19 protein-coding genes are annotated in these 17,854 nt (G+C 69.4%); 8 read left to right on the plus strand and 11 right to left on the minus strand.

The features are described from left to right. Window positions 1-35: 35 nt before the first annotated feature. The gene (locus tag G4H71_RS04310; RefSeq protein WP_072737911.1) at window positions 36-359 is read right to left on the minus strand and encodes a hypothetical protein; all 324 of its coding nucleotides are present in this window, start codon (window positions 357-359) and stop codon (window positions 36-38) included. After that, on the minus strand, window positions 356-1,234 hold the full coding sequence (gene mca / locus G4H71_RS04315; RefSeq protein ID WP_072738059.1) for a mycothiol conjugate amidase Mca: 879 nt from the start codon (window positions 1,232-1,234) through the stop codon (window positions 356-358). Before mca ends, G4H71_RS04310 begins: the two co-directional genes overlap by 4 nt. A gap of 183 nt (window positions 1,235-1,417) precedes the next feature. Between mca and G4H71_RS04320 the strand changes: the two genes are divergently transcribed. Together G4H71_RS04320 and greA are read left to right on the plus strand one after the other, a co-directional pair. Continuing rightward, window positions 1,418-1,852 (plus strand): DUF4307 domain-containing protein, encoded by a 435-nt coding sequence (locus tag G4H71_RS04320; RefSeq protein ID WP_072737912.1) that lies wholly within the window; start codon window positions 1,418-1,420, stop codon window positions 1,850-1,852. 242 nt (window positions 1,853-2,094) lie between these two features. After that, the gene (gene greA, locus G4H71_RS04325) at window positions 2,095-2,589 is read left to right on the plus strand and encodes a transcription elongation factor GreA (protein ID WP_072738060.1); all 495 of its coding nucleotides are present in this window, start codon (window positions 2,095-2,097) and stop codon (window positions 2,587-2,589) included. A 111-nt stretch (window positions 2,590-2,700) separates the two neighbouring features. On the opposite strand, the gene G4H71_RS04330 is transcribed toward greA, so the two are convergent. After that, the gene (locus tag G4H71_RS04330; RefSeq protein ID WP_072737913.1) at window positions 2,701-4,116 is read right to left on the minus strand and encodes a C40 family peptidase; all 1,416 of its coding nucleotides are present in this window, start codon (window positions 4,114-4,116) and stop codon (window positions 2,701-2,703) included. Between the two features lie 189 nt (window positions 4,117-4,305). Here G4H71_RS04330 and G4H71_RS04335 point away from each other — a divergent pair, with 189 nt between their 5' ends. Beyond that, a complete protein-coding gene (locus G4H71_RS04335; RefSeq protein ID WP_072737914.1) occupies window positions 4,306-4,521 on the plus strand; it encodes a hypothetical protein in 216 nt (71 codons plus the stop codon). Then, window positions 4,518-5,291, plus strand: coding sequence for an FAD:protein FMN transferase (locus tag G4H71_RS04340; protein WP_072737915.1), 774 nt, complete (start codon window positions 4,518-4,520; stop codon window positions 5,289-5,291). The genes G4H71_RS04335 and G4H71_RS04340 overlap by 4 nt, the downstream gene beginning before the upstream one ends. On the opposite strand, the gene ilvA is transcribed toward G4H71_RS04340, so the two are convergent. The 4 genes from ilvA to G4H71_RS04360 form a co-directional block, all read right to left on the minus strand. Further along, on the minus strand, window positions 5,284-6,438 hold the full coding sequence (gene ilvA / locus G4H71_RS04345; protein WP_217631292.1) for a threonine ammonia-lyase: 1,155 nt from the start codon (window positions 6,436-6,438) through the stop codon (window positions 5,284-5,286). The two genes, G4H71_RS04340 and ilvA, sit on opposite strands and share 8 nt — an antisense overlap. A 74-nt stretch (window positions 6,439-6,512) precedes the next feature. Continuing rightward, window positions 6,513-7,685 carry a cystathionine gamma-synthase gene (locus tag G4H71_RS04350; RefSeq protein WP_072737917.1) on the minus strand — a complete coding sequence of 391 codons (1,173 nt, stop codon included), beginning with the start codon at window positions 7,683-7,685 and terminating at the stop codon, window positions 6,513-6,515. A gap of 82 nt (window positions 7,686-7,767) precedes the next feature. Further along, window positions 7,768-8,316, minus strand: a complete 549-nt coding sequence (locus G4H71_RS04355) for a DUF3558 domain-containing protein (RefSeq protein WP_139183106.1) — start codon at window positions 8,314-8,316, stop codon at window positions 7,768-7,770. 40 nt (window positions 8,317-8,356) lie between these two features. Next, on the minus strand, window positions 8,357-9,742 hold the full coding sequence (locus G4H71_RS04360) for a cystathionine beta-synthase (RefSeq protein ID WP_072737919.1): 1,386 nt from the start codon (window positions 9,740-9,742) through the stop codon (window positions 8,357-8,359). Between the two features lie 131 nt (window positions 9,743-9,873). Here G4H71_RS04360 and G4H71_RS04365 point away from each other — a divergent pair, with 131 nt between their 5' ends. Next, window positions 9,874-10,827, plus strand: a complete 954-nt coding sequence (locus G4H71_RS04365; RefSeq protein WP_083342775.1) for an SGNH/GDSL hydrolase family protein — start codon at window positions 9,874-9,876, stop codon at window positions 10,825-10,827. 69 nt (window positions 10,828-10,896) lie between these two features. Beyond that, window positions 10,897-12,114: an acetyl-CoA C-acetyltransferase gene (locus G4H71_RS04370; RefSeq protein ID WP_072737920.1), complete on the plus strand. Its 1,218-nt coding sequence runs from the start codon at window positions 10,897-10,899 to the stop codon at window positions 12,112-12,114. A gap of 95 nt (window positions 12,115-12,209) precedes the next feature. Here G4H71_RS04370 and G4H71_RS04375 read toward each other — a convergent pair whose 3' ends face one another. The 3 genes from G4H71_RS04375 to G4H71_RS04385 form a co-directional block, all read right to left on the minus strand. Then, window positions 12,210-13,061 (minus strand): Bax inhibitor-1/YccA family protein, encoded by an 852-nt coding sequence (locus tag G4H71_RS04375; RefSeq protein WP_072737921.1) that lies wholly within the window; start codon window positions 13,059-13,061, stop codon window positions 12,210-12,212. A 145-nt stretch (window positions 13,062-13,206) separates the two neighbouring features. Beyond that, entirely contained in the window at window positions 13,207-14,361 is a 1,155-nt protein-coding gene (locus G4H71_RS04380; RefSeq protein ID WP_072737922.1) for a class I SAM-dependent methyltransferase, read from the minus strand. Next, window positions 14,361-15,050 carry a nitroreductase gene (locus tag G4H71_RS04385; RefSeq protein ID WP_072738061.1) on the minus strand — a complete coding sequence of 230 codons (690 nt, stop codon included), beginning with the start codon at window positions 15,048-15,050 and terminating at the stop codon, window positions 14,361-14,363. Before G4H71_RS04385 ends, G4H71_RS04380 begins: the two co-directional genes overlap by 1 nt. Before the next feature lie 97 nt (window positions 15,051-15,147). On the opposite strand from G4H71_RS04385, the gene G4H71_RS04390 reads away from it, so the two are divergent. Together G4H71_RS04390 and G4H71_RS04395 are read left to right on the plus strand one after the other, a co-directional pair. Beyond that, a complete protein-coding gene (locus G4H71_RS04390; protein ID WP_246442571.1) occupies window positions 15,148-15,585 on the plus strand; it encodes a Fur family transcriptional regulator in 438 nt (145 codons plus the stop codon). A 69-nt stretch (window positions 15,586-15,654) separates the two neighbouring features. Further along, window positions 15,655-17,109, plus strand: coding sequence for a catalase (locus G4H71_RS04395; RefSeq protein ID WP_139183136.1), 1,455 nt, complete (start codon window positions 15,655-15,657; stop codon window positions 17,107-17,109). 105 nt (window positions 17,110-17,214) lie between these two features. Here G4H71_RS04395 and G4H71_RS04400 read toward each other — a convergent pair whose 3' ends face one another. After that, window positions 17,215-17,850, minus strand: a complete 636-nt coding sequence (locus G4H71_RS04400) for an SRPBCC family protein (RefSeq protein WP_072737924.1) — start codon at window positions 17,848-17,850, stop codon at window positions 17,215-17,217. Window positions 17,851-17,854: the final 4 nt, after the last annotated feature.

The raw sequence follows: 17,854 nt of genomic DNA on the forward strand, positions 1-17,854 counted from the left end.
CCGGGGCCGCTCGGCCACGGACCACGCCGACGCGGCTACTTCGTCACGTTCGGTGGATTGTCCGTGTGCTCGTCGTCCTGACCGACCGCACCACGGTCGGAATCCTCGTGGACCGCACCGCGGTCGGTCCCCTCGTCCAGCGCCTGGTCGGGCTCGGGATGCTCGGGCTCGAACGTCTCGGGCAGTTGCCCGAGTTTCTTGTTCATCGACCGGACCAGCAGGACGATCCCGATCAGCAGCGCCATGATCACCACGAGCCCCACCGGGGATGCCTTGCCGAACTCCGGCCCGGTCGGGTTGGCCGGCGACTGCGCGAGCACCTCGGCCACGCCGAGCGACGCCACGTTCCACACACTCATCTGCGGCCACTCTCCTCGACACCCGCGAACAGGTCGGACTCCGGAATCGACGTGGTGACGCGAGTCTTCGCGAGCTCGAACTCCTCGGTCGGCCACACCTTCTGCTGGATGTCGAGCGGCACCGCGAAGAACGAGCCGTTCGGGTCGATCTGCGTCGCGTGCGCACGGAGTGCGTCGTCCCGCTGCGGGAAGTAGTCGGAGCAGGTCACCTGGGTGGTCACCCTGGCCATCAGGTCACCCTGCTCGGTCTTCCACTTCTTCAGCCAGTCGGCCATCGGGAATTCCTCGCCGCGGCGCTCGTACTCCTCCTGGAAGAGCAGCAGGCGTTTCCTGATGAATCCGTGGTTGTAATAGACCTTGAGCACCTCCCACGGCTCACCCGCGTCGGGGTAGCGGTCGGGGTCGGCGGCAGCCTCGTACGCGGCCATGGTGACCTCGTGACACCGGATGTGATCCGGGTGCGGGTAGCCGCCGTTCTCGTCGTACGTCGTCACGACGTGGGGACGGAATTCGCGGATCGACCGCACCAGCGCCTCCACCGGGCCGTCCAGCGGGATCGCCGCGAAGCTGCCCTCCGGCACCGGCGGCAGTGGGTCGCCCTCGGGAAGCCCCGAGTCGACGAACCCGAGCCACTCGTGCTCGACACCGAGGATCCGGGCGGCCTCGGCCATCTCCTCGCGCCGGACCTCGGACATGCGGTCCCGAACGCCGGGAACGTCCATCGCCGGATTGAGGATGTCGCCGCGCTCTCCCCCCGTCAGGGTCACAACTCGAACACGATTTCCTTCCGCCGCGTAGCGGGCGGTGGTGCCAGCACCCTTGCTGGACTCGTCGTCCGGATGGGCATGGACGGCCATGAGCCGGAATCCGCTCACGTGTTCGTTCACCTCGGCTTGTCGTCGCTGTTCGTCGCCTCCACCGGCGCCGGTGGAGCGTGCTCGCTCGTCCTCTATAGTTCCACCCGTGAGTTCCGCACGCAGCCGTGCCCCCGTGGGAGCGCTGCGAGGAGTACCGAAAGCCGCGTCGACCGACGTGCGCGCGGCGGTGAGAGCAGAGTGATGACGAGAACGCTTCCCCCCGGCAGATACGCGTCGGCGACACCGAAGCGACCGCGAAAGACGCTGGTGTGGGCACTGGGCGCCGGGGTGATCGTACTGGGGCTGGTCATCGCCTATCTCGCGTACGACAAGTTCGCGGTGAACGAGATCGACACCGAACTCACCTCCTTCGAAGTGGTCGACGACGGCACCCTCGAGGTCACCTTCACCGTCACCCGGGAGGATCCCGCCGACGATGCCGTGTGCATCGTGCGGGCCCGTTCCCGGGACGGATCGGAGACCGGTCGGCGCGAGGTCTACATCCCCGGAGGGGACTCCGCCACCGTCCTGCTCACCTCCCCGGTACACACCTCACAGCGGCCCGCGGTGGGGGACGTGTACGGGTGCAGCCTGGACGTTCCGGCATACCTGACCGGTGACTCGATCGGTAACTGACGAATCACCGATCGGCTCGGCCGACGAACTCTCCGTGCTAGAATTGCCTGATACACGGTTCCGGGTGGAACCGTGTATTGCTGCATTATGCGGCGCTACGACGCATGTCCGCACCGTGGACGGCAAGGCGGGCAAGACGTATGTCTGCGGCAGGGTGCCGCGAGCGTCCGGCCGCCGACCACTGCCGTCGCAGCGTCCTGACGAAGGAGCCGGACGGCTTCAACTACGAGGGAGTGATCGAGATGACCGAGACCCAGGTGACCTGGTTGACCCAGGAATCACACGACAGGCTCAAGAGCGAACTCGACCAACTCATCGCCAACCGTCCCGTGATCGCAGCCGAGATCAACGAGCGCCGTGAAGAGGGCGACCTCAAGGAGAACGGCGGCTACCACGCCGCCCGCGAGGAGCAGGGCCAGCAGGAAGCGCGTATCCGCCAGCTGCAGGAACTCCTCAACAACGCCAAGGTCGGCGAGGCGCCCACCCAGTCGGGTGTGGCACTGCCGGGTTCCGTGGTGAAGGTCTACTACGACGGCGACGAGAAGGACACCGAGACGTTCCTGATCGCCACCCGCGAGGAAGGCGCCCGCGGCGGCGAGCTCGAGGTGTACTCGCCCAACTCACCGCTCGGTGGAGCGCTGCTCGACGCGAAGGTCGGCGAGACCCGCGAGTACACGCTGCCCAACGGCAGCACCATGAAGGTGACGCTGGTCAGCGCGGAGCCGTACCACAGCTGATCGAACGATCGTCCGGCCGGAAGGACCCGGCCACAGTGAACGAGGCTCCGGCCGGGAATCCCCGGCCGGAGCCTCGTTCACTGTCGCGAGTGAGCACGGCAGCCGCCACCCTCAGACGATCCGGCGTGCCTTCATCCCGTCGAACACGGGCCCGATCCGCACGATGTCGCCGGTAGTGGGCGCGTGCAGCATCTGGCCGTTGCCCACGTAGATGGCGACGTGGCCTGGTCCGCCCGCCTGCCAGTTGCCGAAGAGCAGATCACCGGGCTTGGCCTCGGTCAACGGAATCTCGGTACCGACGTGCCACTGCGTTTCCGACGTGCGCGGCAGCGTGATACCCGTGGCAGCGTAGACGGCGAAGGACGTCAGCCCGGAGCAGTCGAAGCCGCCCATGGTGGGTCCGTTGATGTTGCCGCCGCCCCACACGTACGGAAGCCCGATGAAGCGCATCGCGACATCGACCACTCGGCTCTCGCCGAGGCCGGCTGCTCCGTAGAAGAACGGCGACAGCATCCGCGCGAAGGATTCCTCGAGCGAGCGGATCCGGTGCACGTGCGAGACGGTCTCGTTCTCGAGGTCCGCCATGCCGGGCGGTATCCCCCCGGCCACCCGCACCGTGTCCGGCCCGGCGGTGTAGGCGGCGAGGGTGAGATCGAGGGTGTCCCCGGAGACGACGCCGTCGCCCTTCCACTGCTCGACCTGCTGATACAGGTCACACAGCATGCGCCCCGAGGCCATGGTGGAATCGGCGACGCCGAGGATGTCGACCTTGCCGTCGCCGTCCGCGTCCTCGCCGTAGCGGCTCCACTCGCCGGGGAGGAACTGCCCAGGACCGCGCGCTCCGAGTCGGGACACCGGGGCGTTCGCACCCCACCGGAACCCGCTCTGCACCGAATAGAGTGCGGCCAGGGTGGGTGGCGTGATCTCCTCGCAGAGCGAGCCGGCCTTGCGGATCCACGGGGCGAACACCGCCACCGCTCCGACCGGCGCCACCGAGCTTCCCGCATAGGCCGCCGGGACGGACGGGATCAGCGCCCCGAGACCACCGAGCACACTCGGCGCGGACGCGGCGAGTTCGGACAACACCGAGGGACCCACAGCCGGTGATCCGAACGCGGCGGCTCCACCGCCTCCCGAGGTGGCCGGCGGAGCGCCGTACCGGGGATCCGGCTGCAGCGGCACACCTTCGAGGCGGGGGCCGGGTGGCTGTCCGGGTACCGGCTCGGCCTGCTCCTCGTCGGCGGCCTCGGCATCGGCCCTGGCCTCGGGGGGAATGAACGGGTCGGTTGCCTCCGTCACCGCGTCGGAGGTGCGGCTCAACAACTCCTCGGCCTGCTGGCGAGTACCGTCCGGCAGGGTCGCGAGGGCATCCCCCACCTGTTGGCGTACCTCGGGGGCGGCCTCCTCGATCGAGGCGATGGCCTGCTCGGCCTGCTCCTGAAGCTCCTGCGGAATGTCCGCCCCCTGAACTATGGCCCCCGCTGCCGTAGTGATCGCCACGATGATCGCTGCTGCGTCCACTGACATGCATGCACTCCTTCTTCCCGGCCCACAGTCACCGAGTGCAGTCCACCGTACGACCGGTCACACCTTTCTCGTGGCCGAATGCCAGAGATTCATCGTTAACTTATCTGCGCACGCCCGTGAGCGGAAGACTCGACGGTGGCCAGGGCCGTTCCCAGCTCCGTCACAGGTTCGACAGGCACCATGTGGGGCATGGCCGCAACACCCGCCCGCAGAGTCCTCCGACGCCCGCTCAGATCCGCCGCCGGTCTCCTCGGCGCCGCGGGAATCGCCGCCGCCGCCTTCACCGGCCGGGGCGCGGTCGACGGCGCGGCGGACGCCCCGGCCGCCGCGACCGCCCAGTTCCCCTCCGCCCCGGCGGTGTCCGCGGGGCAGGGCGAACCCGACGCGACGTCGAGTGGATCGTGACGGAGGCGGATCGTGCCTCGGTGGAGTGGACGACGTGGGGGTACGGCGTACGGGTCGTGGTGACCGACGCCGACCGCCTCGTCCCCGCGGAGAACCTGGCGCGCGGATACCTCGCCGCCGTCGACGCGGCGACGAACGCCGAGCGCTCGGATTCGGAGATCGCGGGACTGGCGGCGGGCCCGAACCGGGTCACCCCGCTGCTCGCCCGGTTCGTCACCGAGGCGATGGCCACCGCCGAACTCACCGACGGCTACCTGTGCCCCACTCCGGGCACCCCCGACTGGCGCTCGATCCGGGTGGACGGGGACCGGCTCGACCTCCCCGACGGTGCATCACTCGACCTCACCGCCACGACGCGGGCCGCTGCCGCCGACTACGTCGCGGAACAGATCTCCGGACTGCTCGAGTGCGGGGTCCTGGTCGGCCTGGGCGGCGACATCGCGACCGCAGGCACGGCACCGGAGGGCGGGTGGCAGATCCGCGTGCGGGACCTGCCGGGCGACCCCTCCTGCCAGATCGCGGTTCCGGCAGGCGCGGCCGTCGCCACGTCCAGCACCGTCACTCCCCTGCACCCGGATTCGATTCCGCTCTGGCGCACGGCCTCCGTCGTCGAGAAGTCGTGCGCCCGGGCCCATGCCGTCGCGAGCTCGGCACTGCGCCGGGCGGGCTCCGCGGTGGACTGGGTGTCCGGCCTGGGCGTCCCGACTCGGCTGGTCGATCAGGAGATGCGAATCGTGACGCTGAGCGGGTGGCCCGCCGCGGCTAGGTAGTGACCTGGGTCCGGTATCCGGCCGCGACCAACGCGTCGAGAAGTTCGCGGCGATGCTGCGGGCCCCGCGTCTCCGCGGTGAGGAACACCTCCACCTCGTCGAGGTCCAGGGTGCCCGCGGTACGCGAGTGGATCACGTCGACGACGCTCGCCCCGGCGTCCCGGACGATCTCGAGCATCGCGACCAGCCCTCCCGGCCGGTCCGGAATCGTCACCGTCACACCGAGATACCGACCGGCTGCCCGGAGACCGTGGGTCACCAGGTGGGTGACCAGCAACGGGTCCACGTTTCCCCCGGACAGCACCGCGCACACCGGCCCCGGCTCGGTGGGCATGCCGGTCGCGAGGGCCGCGACCGCGGCCGCGCCTGCCGGTTCGACGACGAGCTTGGCGCGCTCGAGACACAGCAGCACGGCGCGCGACAGCTCCTCCTCGGTGACCGTCACGATCCGGTCCACCTGCGTGGAGACGTGCCGGAACGGCACCTCGCCCGGACGGCCGACGGCGATGCCGTCCGCCATCGTGCTCATTCCGTCGAGCGGGACGGGTGCACCGGCGGCGAGGGATGCCGGCCACGCCGCCGCCTGCTCGGCCTGCACCCCGACGACTCGGACCTCGGGGCGGACGGCCGCGACCGCAGCGGCGATGCCGGCGATCAGGCCGCCTCCGCCCGTGGGGACGACGATCGTGGCGACGTCGGGTATCTGTTCGAGGATCTCGAGCCCGACCGTGCCCTGCCCGGAAACGATGTCCGCATGGTCGAAGGGATGGATGAGGACCGCGCCGGTCCGGTCCGCGAACTCGTGGGCCGCGACGAGTGCGTCGTCCACACTGTCACCGGCGAACCGGACGTCCGCACCGTAGGCGCGGGTCGCCGCCACCTTCGGCAGCGGCGCACCGTCGGGCATGAACACGGTCGAGGAGATACCGAGTTCGGATGCCGCCCACGCCACACCCTGCGCGTGGTTACCGGCGCTGGCCGCGACCACTCCGCGGGCCCCCTCGTCGGGGCTCAACCGGGAGATCCGGTAGTAGGCCCCGCGCGGCTTGAACGACCCGGTGCGCTGGAGGTTCTCGCACTTGAGGAACACCTGGCGTCCACATCGCTCGGACAGCACACGCGAGGCGATCACCGGCGTGCGCCGCATGACGGGGTCGAGGACGGCGCGGGCCGCGACGATCTGCTCGTAGGAAACCGGTTCCACCACGCGAGCGTAGGCCGCTACCGGAGCGCCTGCTCGATGTCGCCCACCAGGTCTGCCGCATCCTCGATGCCGACCGACAGCCGCACCAGATCGTCGGGCACCTCGAGGGCGGAGCCCGCGGTGGACGCGTGCGTCATCGCGCCGGGGTGCTCGATGAGCGATTCGACACCACCGAGCGATTCGGCGAGGGTGAACACCTCGGTGCGGGAGCAGAAGTCGAGTGCCGCCTGCTTGCCTCCGGCGAGCCGGACCGAGATCATGCCGCCGAATCGCCGCATCTGCCGCGCCGCCGTCGCGTGGCCGGGATGCGAGTCCAGACCCGGGTAGATGACGTGGGAGACGGCCGCGTGCCCGGTGAGGAGATCGACGATCTTCTCGGCGTTGTCACTGTGCCGTTCCATCCGCAGGGCGAGGGTCTTGATGCCGCGCAGCGTGAGGAAGGCGTCGAACGGCCCCGGCACCGCACCCGCACCGTTCTGCAGGAAGGCGAACGCCGCGTCCAGTTCCTCGTCGTCGGTCACCAGGGCGCCACCGACGACGTCGGAGTGGCCGCCGATGTACTTGGTGGTCGAGTGCAGCGCGATGTCGGCGCCCAGTTGGAGCGGCTGCTGCAGATAGGGCGAGGCGAACGTGTTGTCGACGACCAGCTTGGCGCCACCCTCGTGGGCGATGTCCGCGAGCGCCTCGATGTCGCCGATGTTGAGCAGCGGGTTGGTCGGCGTCTCGATCCACACGAGCTTCGTGTTCGGGCGGATCGCCGCACGTACCTCGTCGACGTCACTGACCGCGGCCGGGGTGTACTCGATACCCCACTGCGTGAACACCTTGTCGATGAGCCGGAAGGTGCCGCCGTAGGCGTCGTTCGGGATCACCAGGTGGTCGCCGGGGCGCAGCGCCGCCCGGAGCACGCAATCGGTGGCCGCCATGCCCGACCCGAACGCTCTTCCGTACGTTCCCGATTCGAGGGCGGCGAGGTTCGCCTCGAGCGGACGGCGAGTGGGGTTGCCGGTGCGGGCGTACTCGAAGCCGTCGCGCATGCCGCCGACACCGTCCTGGGCGAACGTCGAACTCGCGTAGATCGGGACGTTCACTGCGCCGGTCTGCGGATCCGGGTCGTATCCCGCGTGCACGGCCTTGGTGGAAAACCCGGCCCAGCTGATGTCGTCCGCCTTGCTGCGCTGCTCGCTCATGGCACCAGCCTAATAGCTCGCGGTACCGGCCCGATGGGCGCCGCCCGCGTCGGCTTCCCGGCTCGAGTCGGGCCCCGCTCGATCAGCCCCGCAGCGACTCCGCGATCGCGACGGCCACGTCCAGATCGAGGTCGGGAGTGTCCTCCTGCGCGGCGACCACGACGGAGATCAGGTGCGTGGGCGTCTGCAACCCGACGCCCACCGTGCGCAATGCCACCGCCCCGAGCGCGGCCACCCGCTCGTCGGTGACCGCACTGTCGTCGTCCCGGATGAGCGCGATGATCTCGGGATCGACGTCCTTGGCGGTCACGTTGACACTCACCGCGGCGCCGCGGCTGCCGGTCCACACGCACATCGTGGTGCCCGCGACCCCGGGCACGTCCTGCGGAGTGTCGGAGACTGCCGGCACCAGGGGAGCGATCACCGCCGACAGGCTCGCGCAGTCCGTCGCGGCACCGGCCGCCGTGCGTTCGGGTGGTGTGGGGACCGAACCCGACGTCGTCGCACCGACGGACCCCTCCCCGGCCGCGACGGCGGTGCCGTCCACCGTGTTACTGCATCCGGTGAGCGCTGCGGCAGCGGCCACGGCCGTTCCGATCAGGACCATCCGCGGACGCGGTCGTACCCACATGCCATTCCCCCTGTCGACAGCGCTGCCCTCCGGAGACCTCTCAGGCGCCGGAGCTGATGAATCCGAGCAGGTCGTGGCGCGTGATGACCCCGACCGGCTTGCCGTCGTCCACGACCATGAGTGCGTCGCTGTCCCCGAGCGCCTTGGTCGCGGCGCCGACGGGCTCGCCCGCACCGATCAGCGGGAACGGCTTGCTCATGTGCTTCTCCACCGGGTCCGCGAGCTGCGCACGGCCCTCGAAGACGGCGCTGAGCAGATCACGCTCGGTGACGCTGCCCGCCACCTCGCCTGCCATGATCGGCGGTTCGGCACCGACGACGGGCATCTGCGAGACGCCGTACTCGCGCAGGATCTCGATCGCGTCACGCAGGGTCTCGGACGGATGGGTGTGCACCAGATCGGGCAACTTGCCGGATTTGCCGCGCAACACGTCACCCACGGTCTTCTCGTCGTTCTTGCCGTCGAGCGGGGTGCGCAGGAATCCGTAGGACGCCATCCACTTGTCGTTGAAGATCTTCGACAGGTATCCGCGGCCGCCGTCCGGCAGCAGGACGACGACGAGCGCGTCCGGGCCCTCACGCCGCGCGATCTCGAGCGCGGCGACGACGGCCATGCCGCAGGACCCGCCGACGAGCAGGCCTTCCTCGCGCGCCAGGCGACGGGTCATCTCGAACGAGTCGGCATCGGAGACCGCGATGATCTCGTCCGGGATGGACGGGTCGTAGGCGCTGGGCCAGAAGTCCTCCCCGACGCCTTCGACGAGGTAGGGCCGGCCGGTGCCGCCGGAGTAGACCGATCCCTCCGGATCCGCGCCGATCACCTTGACCTTCCCGCCGGACATCTCCTTGAGGTAGCGGCCGGTACCGGTGATCGTTCCGCCGGTGCCGACGCCGGCGACGAAGTGGGTGATCGCGCCGTCCGTGTCGGCCCAGATCTCGGGACCCGTGGTCTCGTAGTGGCTCTCCGGACCGCCCGGGTTGGAGTACTGGTTGGGCTTCCAGCCGCCCGGCAGCTCCCGCGCGAGGCGATCGGAGACGCTGTAGTAGCTGTCCGGATGATCCGGCGGCACCGCCGTCGGGCACACCACGACCTCGGCGCCGTAGGCGCGCAGCACGTTGCGCTTGTCCTCACTGACCTTGTCGGGGCACACGAACACGCACTTGTAACCGCGCTGCTGGGCGACGAGGGCGAGTCCGATACCGGTGTTCCCGGACGTCGGTTCGACGATGGTGCCCCCGGGCTTCAGTTCGCCGGACACCTCGGCGGCGTCCACCATCTTGACGGCGATCCGGTCCTTCGAGCTTCCGCCGGGGTTGAGGTACTCGATCTTCGCGGCGACCGTCCCGTAGTTCTCGCCGACAACGGAGTTGAGCTTGACCAGAGGGGTGTTGCCGACGAGATCGACGACGTGTTCCGCAATGCGCATGCTCCCATCGTCCCAGATGGCACCGCCCGGTGCTCACGGACGTCCCGCGCCGCGGACGGCCGGCGACTAGATTGGGATCGACACACACCACGACGGTGAAGGTCTTCCGGACGCGGGAGGGGTGAACTCCGGTGGCGCGACTCACCCGGCGGACGGGTCTGGCGGCGAGCGCGGCGGCGGTCGTCGCGGGTTCCGGCGCGGGCACGCTCTCGTGGGTGGCCTATCACTATCTGATGTCCCAGGCGGGCGCGGCTCGCGGAGTGATCGGCCGCAACGTCGCCAAGCCACCCGAGGCGGACGGCGTCTACGTTCCCGGCGAGAGCGGCTGTCGACGGTGGTATCGGGGCGACCCGTTCGACCTGCACCTGATGATCTTCGGCGACTCCACCGCCGCCGGGGTGGGATGTGCGACGGCGCAGGAGGTCCCCGGCGTCCAGATCGCGCGGCGGCTCGCGGACGAGACCGGCAAACGGATCCGGCTCAGTACCAAGGCCATCGGCGGTGCCACGTCCAAGGGGCTCAGCGGCCAGGTGGACGCGATGTTCGTGGCCGGCCCGCCACCCGATGCGGCAGTGATCCTGATCGGGGCCAACGACGTCACCAGGAAGAACTCGATCCGTGCGTCCGCTCGCCGGCTCGGCTCCGCAGTGCGCCGCCTCCGCGAGCGCGACTGCGAGGTGGTCGTCGGCACCTGCCCGGACCTCGGAGTCGTCACCGCGATACCGCAGCCGTTGCGCACGGTGGTCCGCACCTGGGGGTTGCGGCTCGCGCGGGCACAGGCCCAGGCCACCCGCACTGCCGGCGGGCACGCGGTACCGCTCGCGGACCTGCTGAGCCGGGAGTTTCTCGCCGCCCCGGACCGGCTCTTCTCACCGGACGGGTTCCACCCCTCGGCCGCCGGCTACGAGCTCGCCGCCGAGCAGATCGTTCCGGTGCTGGCCTCGGCGCTGGGCCTCTGGCACGGCGGTCCCCTCCCGGATCTTCCCGAGGTCTCCGAATCCGCACCGCCGGGACCGGCGGGGCGCGGCCTCACCCGGGTGGCCGGGGGGCCGCCCCCGCCGCAGCGCGAACCCGACGCCACGTAAATTGTTTCCCAGACCACACGATCCGCACTGCGGCTCCAGTCCCGCAGTCGACGAAACGGAGTTCCCGCCATGCCCGAGGCAGTCATCGTCTCTGCAGTTCGCTCGCCCATCGGGCGCGCCATGAAGGGGTCGTTGAAGACGATCCGGCCGGACGACCTGGCCACCCAGATGGTGGCTGCCGCACTGGCGAAGGTTCCCGCACTGGACCCGACCGAGATCGACGACCTGATCATGGGTTGCGGTCAGCCGGCAGGACAGTCCGGTTTCAACATCGGCCGCGTCGTGGCCGTCGAGCTCGGCTACGACTTCCTGCCGGGTGTGACGGTCAACCGCTACTGTTCGTCCTCGTTGCAGACCACGCGCATGGCAATGCACGCGATCCGCGCCGGTGAGGGCGACGCGTTCATCTCGGCGGGCGTCGAGTCGGTGTCGAGCTTCGTCACCGGCAACGCCGACGGCCTGCCCAACACCAAGAACCCGCTCTTCGCGGATGCCGAGGCGCTCACGGCGAAGCTCGCCGAGGGTGGCACGGCGTGGAAGGACCCGCGCGAGTCCGGCGACCTCCCCGACGTCTACATCGCGATGGGCCAGACCGCGGAGAACGTCGCGTCGTACACGGGCATCACCCGTGAGGACCAGGACCACTGGGCAGTGCGCAGCCAGAACCGCGCCGAGGAGGCCATCAACCGTGGCTTCTTCGAGCGCGAGATCACCCCGGTGACGCTGCCGGACGGCACCGTCGTCTCCACCGACGACGGCCCGCGCGCCGGGACCACCTACGAGGGTGTCAGCCAGCTCAAGCCGGTGTTCCGCCCCGACGGGTCGGTCACCGCGGGCAACGCGTGCCCGCTCAACGACGGCGCGGCCGCCCTGGTGATCATGTCCGACACGAAGGCGAAGGCCCTCGGCCTCACCCCGCTCGCGCGGATCGTGTCCACCGCGGTGACCGGCCTGTCCCCCGAGATCATGGGGCTCGGCCCGATCGAGGCCGTGAAGAAGGCTCTCGCGCTCGCAGGCAAGGGCATCGACGACATCGACCTGTTCGAGATCAACGAGGCCTTCGCCGTCCAGGTGCTCGGCTCCGCGCGGGCACTCGGCATCGACGAGGACAAGCTGAACGTCTCCGGCGGCGCCATCGCGCTCGGCCACCCGTTCGGTATGACCGGCGCCCGCATCACCAACACCCTGCTCAACAACCTGCAGGAGCAGGACAAGACCTTCGGCGTCGAGACCATGTGTGTCGGTGGCGGCCAGGGTATGGCGATGGTGCTCGAGCGCCTCAGCTGAGCCGGGTCCCCGGATCGGGGAAGGGCACAGAACGACGAAGGGCGGTCCCCCGAGGGGGACCGCCCTTCTTTGTCGACTTGTCGACGAGCCGAGTCCTAGTCGCTGTTGAAGTAGCTCAGCAGGCGCAGGATCTCGACGTACAGCCAGACCAGGGTGACGGTGAGGCCGAGAGCGACGCCCCACGCGGCCTTCTCCGGCGCCTGGGCGCGGATCAGCTTGTCTGCCGAATCGAAGTCCAGCAGGAAGCTGAACGCGGCGAGTCCGATGCACACGAGGCTGAAGATGATCGCGACCGGACCGCCGTCGCGCAGGATGCCCGCGCTTCCGGTGAACAGGCCGATGACCAGGTTGCCGATCGCCAGGACCAGCACACCGAAGATGCCGCCGATGATCATTCGGGTGAGTCGAGGGGTGACCCGGATGGCGCCGGTCTTGTAGACGACCAGCATGCCGAAGAAGACGCCGAACGTGCCGAGGACCGCCTGGGCGATCAGCGTGGAGCCGCCGACACCGCCGAACGCGACGTCCGTGAAGAGGAAGGACAGCGCACCGAGGAAGAAGCCCTCGGCGACCGCGTAGGCGAGCACGATCCCCGGGTTGTCCATCTTGCGGCCGAAGGTGGCGACGAGCACCAGGCCGAGTCCGACGAGACCGCCGCCGACCACGAACGGCACGGCCAGCCCGTTGTTGTTGCTCACCATGAAGTACGAGATGATCGCGGTGATCGACAGGACACCGAGCGTGATACCGGTCTTGGTGACGACGTCGTCGATCGTCATGGCCCGCTGAGTGGGACCGGTCTGGTAGGGATCGGCCTGCGTGTACTGCGGCTGGCCGAACTGCTGGGTGACCTGCGAGGCGCCCGCCGTCGCAGATCCGAACGAGGCGTAACCGCCGCCCTCTTGTTTGGGCAGGTTACGGAACACCGGGTTGCTGGTGGTGCGCACCGTGTACGTCCCTTCTGATGGCTGGCCGGACTGATCCGGTTTGTCTGACTGTCCAACGTTCCCCACGGGCGGCGAGTTCCCACCCCGGATCCGCTCAGGACATTTCGGACTCTACCGGTGGAGGTTCCACCGGTGCCAGGCGAGCCTAGTCGGGTATCGGCACGATCGAGCGGGCGACGGTGAACTTCGGGCCCCGTGCGACGTGGCGCGTCGGACCCACGAGCCGCTCGAGCGCGGAGCGATACCCGAGATGGGTGTTGAACACGGTCCACAGCTCGCCACCCGGGCGCAGCACCCGCCCCGCGGCCTCGAACATCTTCCGGGCACCGCCGGTGTGGACGGCCGCGCCGACGTGGAAGGGAGGGTTGCACACGACGAGGTCCACGCTCGCGTCGGGAAGCGTGGACATCGCGTCGTCCCGCAGCGTGCGCACGCGATCGGCGACGCCGTTCGCCGCGGCGGTCGCGGCGGCCGAGGCGACCGCCGCGGCCGACTGGTCGGTGGCCGTGACCACGAGCTCCGGGTGCCTGCGAGCGAGGGAGACGGCGAGGATGCCGCTGCCACAACCGAGATCGACCGCGGTACGCACCTGCGGGCTCGGTGCGGGAAGGTGCTCGAGCAGGAAGCGGGTGCCGATGTCGAGGGTGGCGCCGGCGAAGACGGCCCCGTGGGCGACGACGGTGAGGTCGATGTCGGCGACGTACTCGGTCACCGGGTACGTCGCGGGACCGGGCACGGGCCCGGACGCGACGAGGACTCGGGCCTTCTGCCTGCCCCGGCTCGGTCGGACGTGCTCGAACGAGCGCCCGAGGACGTCGTTCATCGCGAGGGTCATGTGTTTGTCGCGGCCACCGGCGTAGACGACGACCTCGGGATCGGCCGCCCGCGCGATCGTCTCGGCGCCCTCGGCCAGTTCCGCCAGCGAGCGCGGTACCTGGAGGAGCACCACCCGGGCGCCCTCCACCAGCGTGGTGCCGAGCGGGAGAGTGCGGTAGCAGCCGTCCCGCAGGGTGTCCCGCGCATTCGCGGCGAGTGCGAGTTCCCCGGTCAGCGGGTCCTGGTGGACCCGGATTCCCGTGGCCCCGTGACGCACGGCGGCGCCGAGAGTCAGTGCCCCGTAGTGGTCGCCGATGACGACGACACTCCCGGCGGGCGCGGCGGACAGTGCGTCGTCGGCCTCGTCGAGGATCAACCGGTCCGCGGCATCGACCGCGAACAGGTTGGGCGCCTCGACGTCCGGCCGACGTCGGAGTGTGCCGAACAGCGCGTCGAGCGCACCCGGCCCGTCGGCTCGATCCACTACTCGCTCACCCAGTCCGCGACCTCGTCGATCGCCTCGCGCGTGGTGCGGAAGCCGTTGACCGGGTGTTCGTCGTCGGCGTACCCGAACGAGATGGCGCACACGACCTTCCGGTCCTCGGGCAGGGCGAAGAACTCGTGCAGGTACGGCGCGCTGCCGGCGAGGGCGGCCTGCGGAATCGTCGCGACGCCCAGGCTTCGCGCGGCGAGCAGGAAGGTGCCGACGTAGAGCCCGCAGTCGACGGCACCGTACGTCCCGAGCGCCTCGTCCGTGGTGATCACCGCGACGTGGGGGGCACCGAACAGATCGAAGTTCTTCATGGTCTGCGCGGCCGACGCGGCGCGGTCACCGTCCGCGATACCGACACTCGCGTAGAGCTGCATCGCGCAGTCCTTGCGGCGGGTGCGGTACTCACCGCGATACTCGCGCGGGAAGTCGAAATCGGGTTCCTGCGGGTGGGACACCACGTATGCGGCCAGTCCCTCGCGGAACCTCTCCGTGGCCGGGCCCTCGGTGATCGCGACCTGCCAGGGTTGGGTGTTGCACCAGGACGGCGTCCGCTGCGCCAGTTCGAGGATGCGCTCGATCGTCTCCCGGGGCACCGGGTCGGGCCGGAACGCCCGGCAGCTGATCCGGTGTTCCAGCAGCTCACTCAGGCTCTCGTCCGCCCCCACGACGATGTCCGTCATCTCACGGCTCCTCTCGGTCGACGGGTCCGAGTCTCGCACGCGGGCATTCTCCGGATTCGGCCGCTTCATGGATCGACTCCATGTACGTTGTCGAAGTGTGACGGGCGACACACATCCGGAGCTGGCGCTGAGACTGCGCGCGGCCGGTCTCCGGGTCACCGCTCCACGAGTCGCCGTCCTCGACGAGGTCGGCAGGCACCCCCACGTCGATGCCGACACGGTGGCCTCGGGTGTGCGCGCCCAGATCGGGTCGGTCTCGACCCAGGCGGTGTACGACGTGCTGCGCGCGCTGACCGGCGTCGGCCTGATCCGCCGGATCGAGCCGGCGGGCTCTCCTGCCCGCTACGAGACGCGGGTCGGCGACAACCATCATCACCTCGTCTGCCGATCCTGTGGATCGATCCGCGACGTGGACTGCGCCACCGGGCGGACGCCGTGCCTGACGCCCGATGCCGACCACGGCTTCCTCGTCGACGAGGCGGAGGTCGTCTACTGGGGCATCTGCCCTTCCTGCCGCGAGTCCGCCGGGCCGTGAACCGGCCCCCACACGTTCGTTCTCGTGTCCGTCAGCCCCCAACGGAAAGGATTCACAGTGAGCCCGGAGATCAACAACCCCGACCACCTGACGACGGCGGTCGGGGCGCCGGTTCCCGACAACCAGAACGTTCTCACCGCGGGCCCGCGCGGACCGCAACTGCTGCAGGACGTGTGGTTTCTCGAGAAGCTCGCCCACTTCGACCGGGAGGTGATCCCGGAACGGCGGATGCACGCCAAGGGCTCGGGCGCGTACGGCACCTTCACTGTCACCCATGACATCACCCGCTACACGAAGGCCGCGATCTTCTCCGAGGTCGGCAAGAAGACGGATCTGTTCGTCCGCTTCTCCACGGTGGCCGGCGAGCGTGGTGCGGCGGATGCCGAACGGGACATTCGCGGATTCGCCGTCAAGTTCTACACCGAGGAGGGCAATTGGGACCTCGTCGGGAACAACACACCGGTGTTCTTCTTCCGCGACCCGCTGAAGTTCCCGGATCTCAACCACGCCGTCAAGCGTGATCCGCACACGAATCTCCGGAGTCCGAACAACAACTGGGATTTCTGGTCCTCGCTGCCCGAGGCCCTGCACCAGGTGACCATCGTCATGAGCGAGCGGGGCATTCCGTCGTCGTACCGGAACATGCACGGATTCGGCTCGCACACCTTCAGTTTCGTCAACGCCGACGGAGAGCGGTTCTGGGTCAAGTTCCACCACCGCTGCCAGCAGCCCATCGAGAACCTCAGCGATGCGGAGGCCGCTGCAGTGGTCGGGCAGGATCGGGAGAGCCATCAGCGGGATCTGTTCGACGCCATTGCGGACGGAAACTTCCCCAAGTGGAAGCTGTGTGTACAGATCATGCCCGAGGCGGACGCTGCCAAGGTGCCCTACCACCCGTTCGACCTCACGAAAGTCTGGCCGAAGGGCGACTATCCGCTGATCGAGGTCGGCGAATGGGAGCTGAACCGTAACCCCGACAACTACTTCGCGGAGGTGGAGCAGGCCGCGTTCAATCCCGCGCACGTGGTCCCCGGTATCGGCTTCTCACCGGACAGGATGCTCCAGGGACGGCTGTTCTCGTACGGCGACGCACAGCGGTACCGTCTGGGTGTCAACAACTTCCAGATCCCGGTCAATGCCGCGCGGTGCCCGACGAGCAACTACCACCGCGACGGCGCGATGCGGGTGGACGGCAACCAGGGCGGAACGCTGCACTACGAGCCGAACAGCTACGGGAAATGGCAGGAGCAGCCGGCGTTCCGGGAGCCGGCCGAGTCGGTGGGCTCGGTCGCCGATCACTGGGATTTCCGCGAGGACGACAACGACTACTTCTCCCAGCCCCGCGCCCTGTTCGCGCTGATGAACGATGAACAGAGACAGATCCTGTTCGAGAACACCGCCCGCAACCTCATGGGCGTGGAGCCCGAGATCGTCCAGCGGCACATCAAGAACTGCACCGAGTGCGATCCGGCGTACGGCGAGGGCGTGGCCCGGGCGATCGACGCCCTCGACGCCCTCGGCTGACCTCGGCTGACCTCGACACTCCTCTCCCCCCGTTTCTCCCCTGGGTGAAGGTGGCCTTCGACCGGTCTGACGAGGCGAAGGGCACCTTCACCCAGGGGCGGGGGCTCACGGAGTGGAGGGCGGAGGGGGCGCGGCGGAGCGGCGCCGGCTGTCCTGCTCCGCACGCGAGACCACGCCACGCAACCCCAGTCGCAGGAACGGACGCACGAAGGGTGCGGCGATCCGCAGTGGCAAGAACCCGAGGAAGCGCGGGGTCACGGCCAACGTCCACCGCACCCGGGAGCCGCCCGTGGCGGCCGCGTCGACGACGAAGCGTTGAGCGACCGTCCCCAGCACCGGAAGGCTCGCACCGGTGGCGGCGGTGACGAACTCCCGCGGAGCCTCGCCGACGAGGACGGTCTCGTCCATCGCGTACAGCAGGAACCGAAAGGTCCGCCCCGTCCCCGGGTCGCGTGACGGCCGGGCGTAGTCGTAGCCGTCCACGAACGGCAGCCACGCGAACATATCCGGTCGGGTGATCAGTTCCCAGGCGATCTCCGGGGGTGCGTCGAGTGCGACCTCGACGGTCGCGGCGAAGGCGGCGCCGTCCTCGAAGAAGGCGTCCACCCGATGCTCCCCCACCCTGTCGGCGGAGAACCGTGCTCCCGCGCGCGAACCTCTGGCGAGCACGAACGCGCACAGCCCGGCTCCGATGCCGATCGCGAGAACGGCCACGACGACAATCCATATGACGGTGCTCATGTCA

This window comes from Rhodococcus triatomae (genome assembly GCF_014217785.1).
Classification (GTDB): Bacteria; Actinomycetota; Actinomycetes; order Mycobacteriales; family Mycobacteriaceae; genus Rhodococcus_F; species Rhodococcus_F triatomae.

Coding starts and splice junctions, on each gene's coding strand:
- G4H71_RS04310 (WP_072737911.1), bottom strand. CDS start 359: ATGAGTGTGTGGAACGTGGCGTCGCTCGGCGTGGCCGAGGTGCTCGCG.
- G4H71_RS04320 (WP_072737912.1), top strand. CDS start 1,418: ATGACGAGAACGCTTCCCCCCGGCAGATACGCGTCGGCGACACCGAAG.
- greA (WP_072738060.1), top strand. CDS start 2,095: ATGACCGAGACCCAGGTGACCTGGTTGACCCAGGAATCACACGACAGG.
- G4H71_RS04330 (WP_072737913.1), bottom strand. CDS start 4,116: ATGTCAGTGGACGCAGCAGCGATCATCGTGGCGATCACTACGGCAGCG.
- G4H71_RS04335 (WP_072737914.1), top strand. CDS start 4,306: ATGGCCGCAACACCCGCCCGCAGAGTCCTCCGACGCCCGCTCAGATCC.
- ilvA (WP_217631292.1), bottom strand. CDS start 6,438: ATGCGGCGCACGCCGGTGATCGCCTCGCGTGTGCTGTCCGAGCGATGT.
- G4H71_RS04350 (WP_072737917.1), bottom strand. CDS start 7,685: ATGAGCGAGCAGCGCAGCAAGGCGGACGACATCAGCTGGGCCGGGTTT.
- G4H71_RS04355 (WP_139183106.1), bottom strand. CDS start 8,316: ATGTGGGTACGACCGCGTCCGCGGATGGTCCTGATCGGAACGGCCGTG.
- G4H71_RS04360 (WP_072737919.1), bottom strand. CDS start 9,742: ATGCGCATTGCGGAACACGTCGTCGATCTCGTCGGCAACACCCCTCTG.
- G4H71_RS04370 (WP_072737920.1), top strand. CDS start 10,897: ATGCCCGAGGCAGTCATCGTCTCTGCAGTTCGCTCGCCCATCGGGCGC.
- G4H71_RS04385 (WP_072738061.1), bottom strand. CDS start 15,050: ATGACGGACATCGTCGTGGGGGCGGACGAGAGCCTGAGTGAGCTGCTG.
- G4H71_RS04400 (WP_072737924.1), bottom strand. CDS start 17,850: ATGAGCACCGTCATATGGATTGTCGTCGTGGCCGTTCTCGCGATCGGC.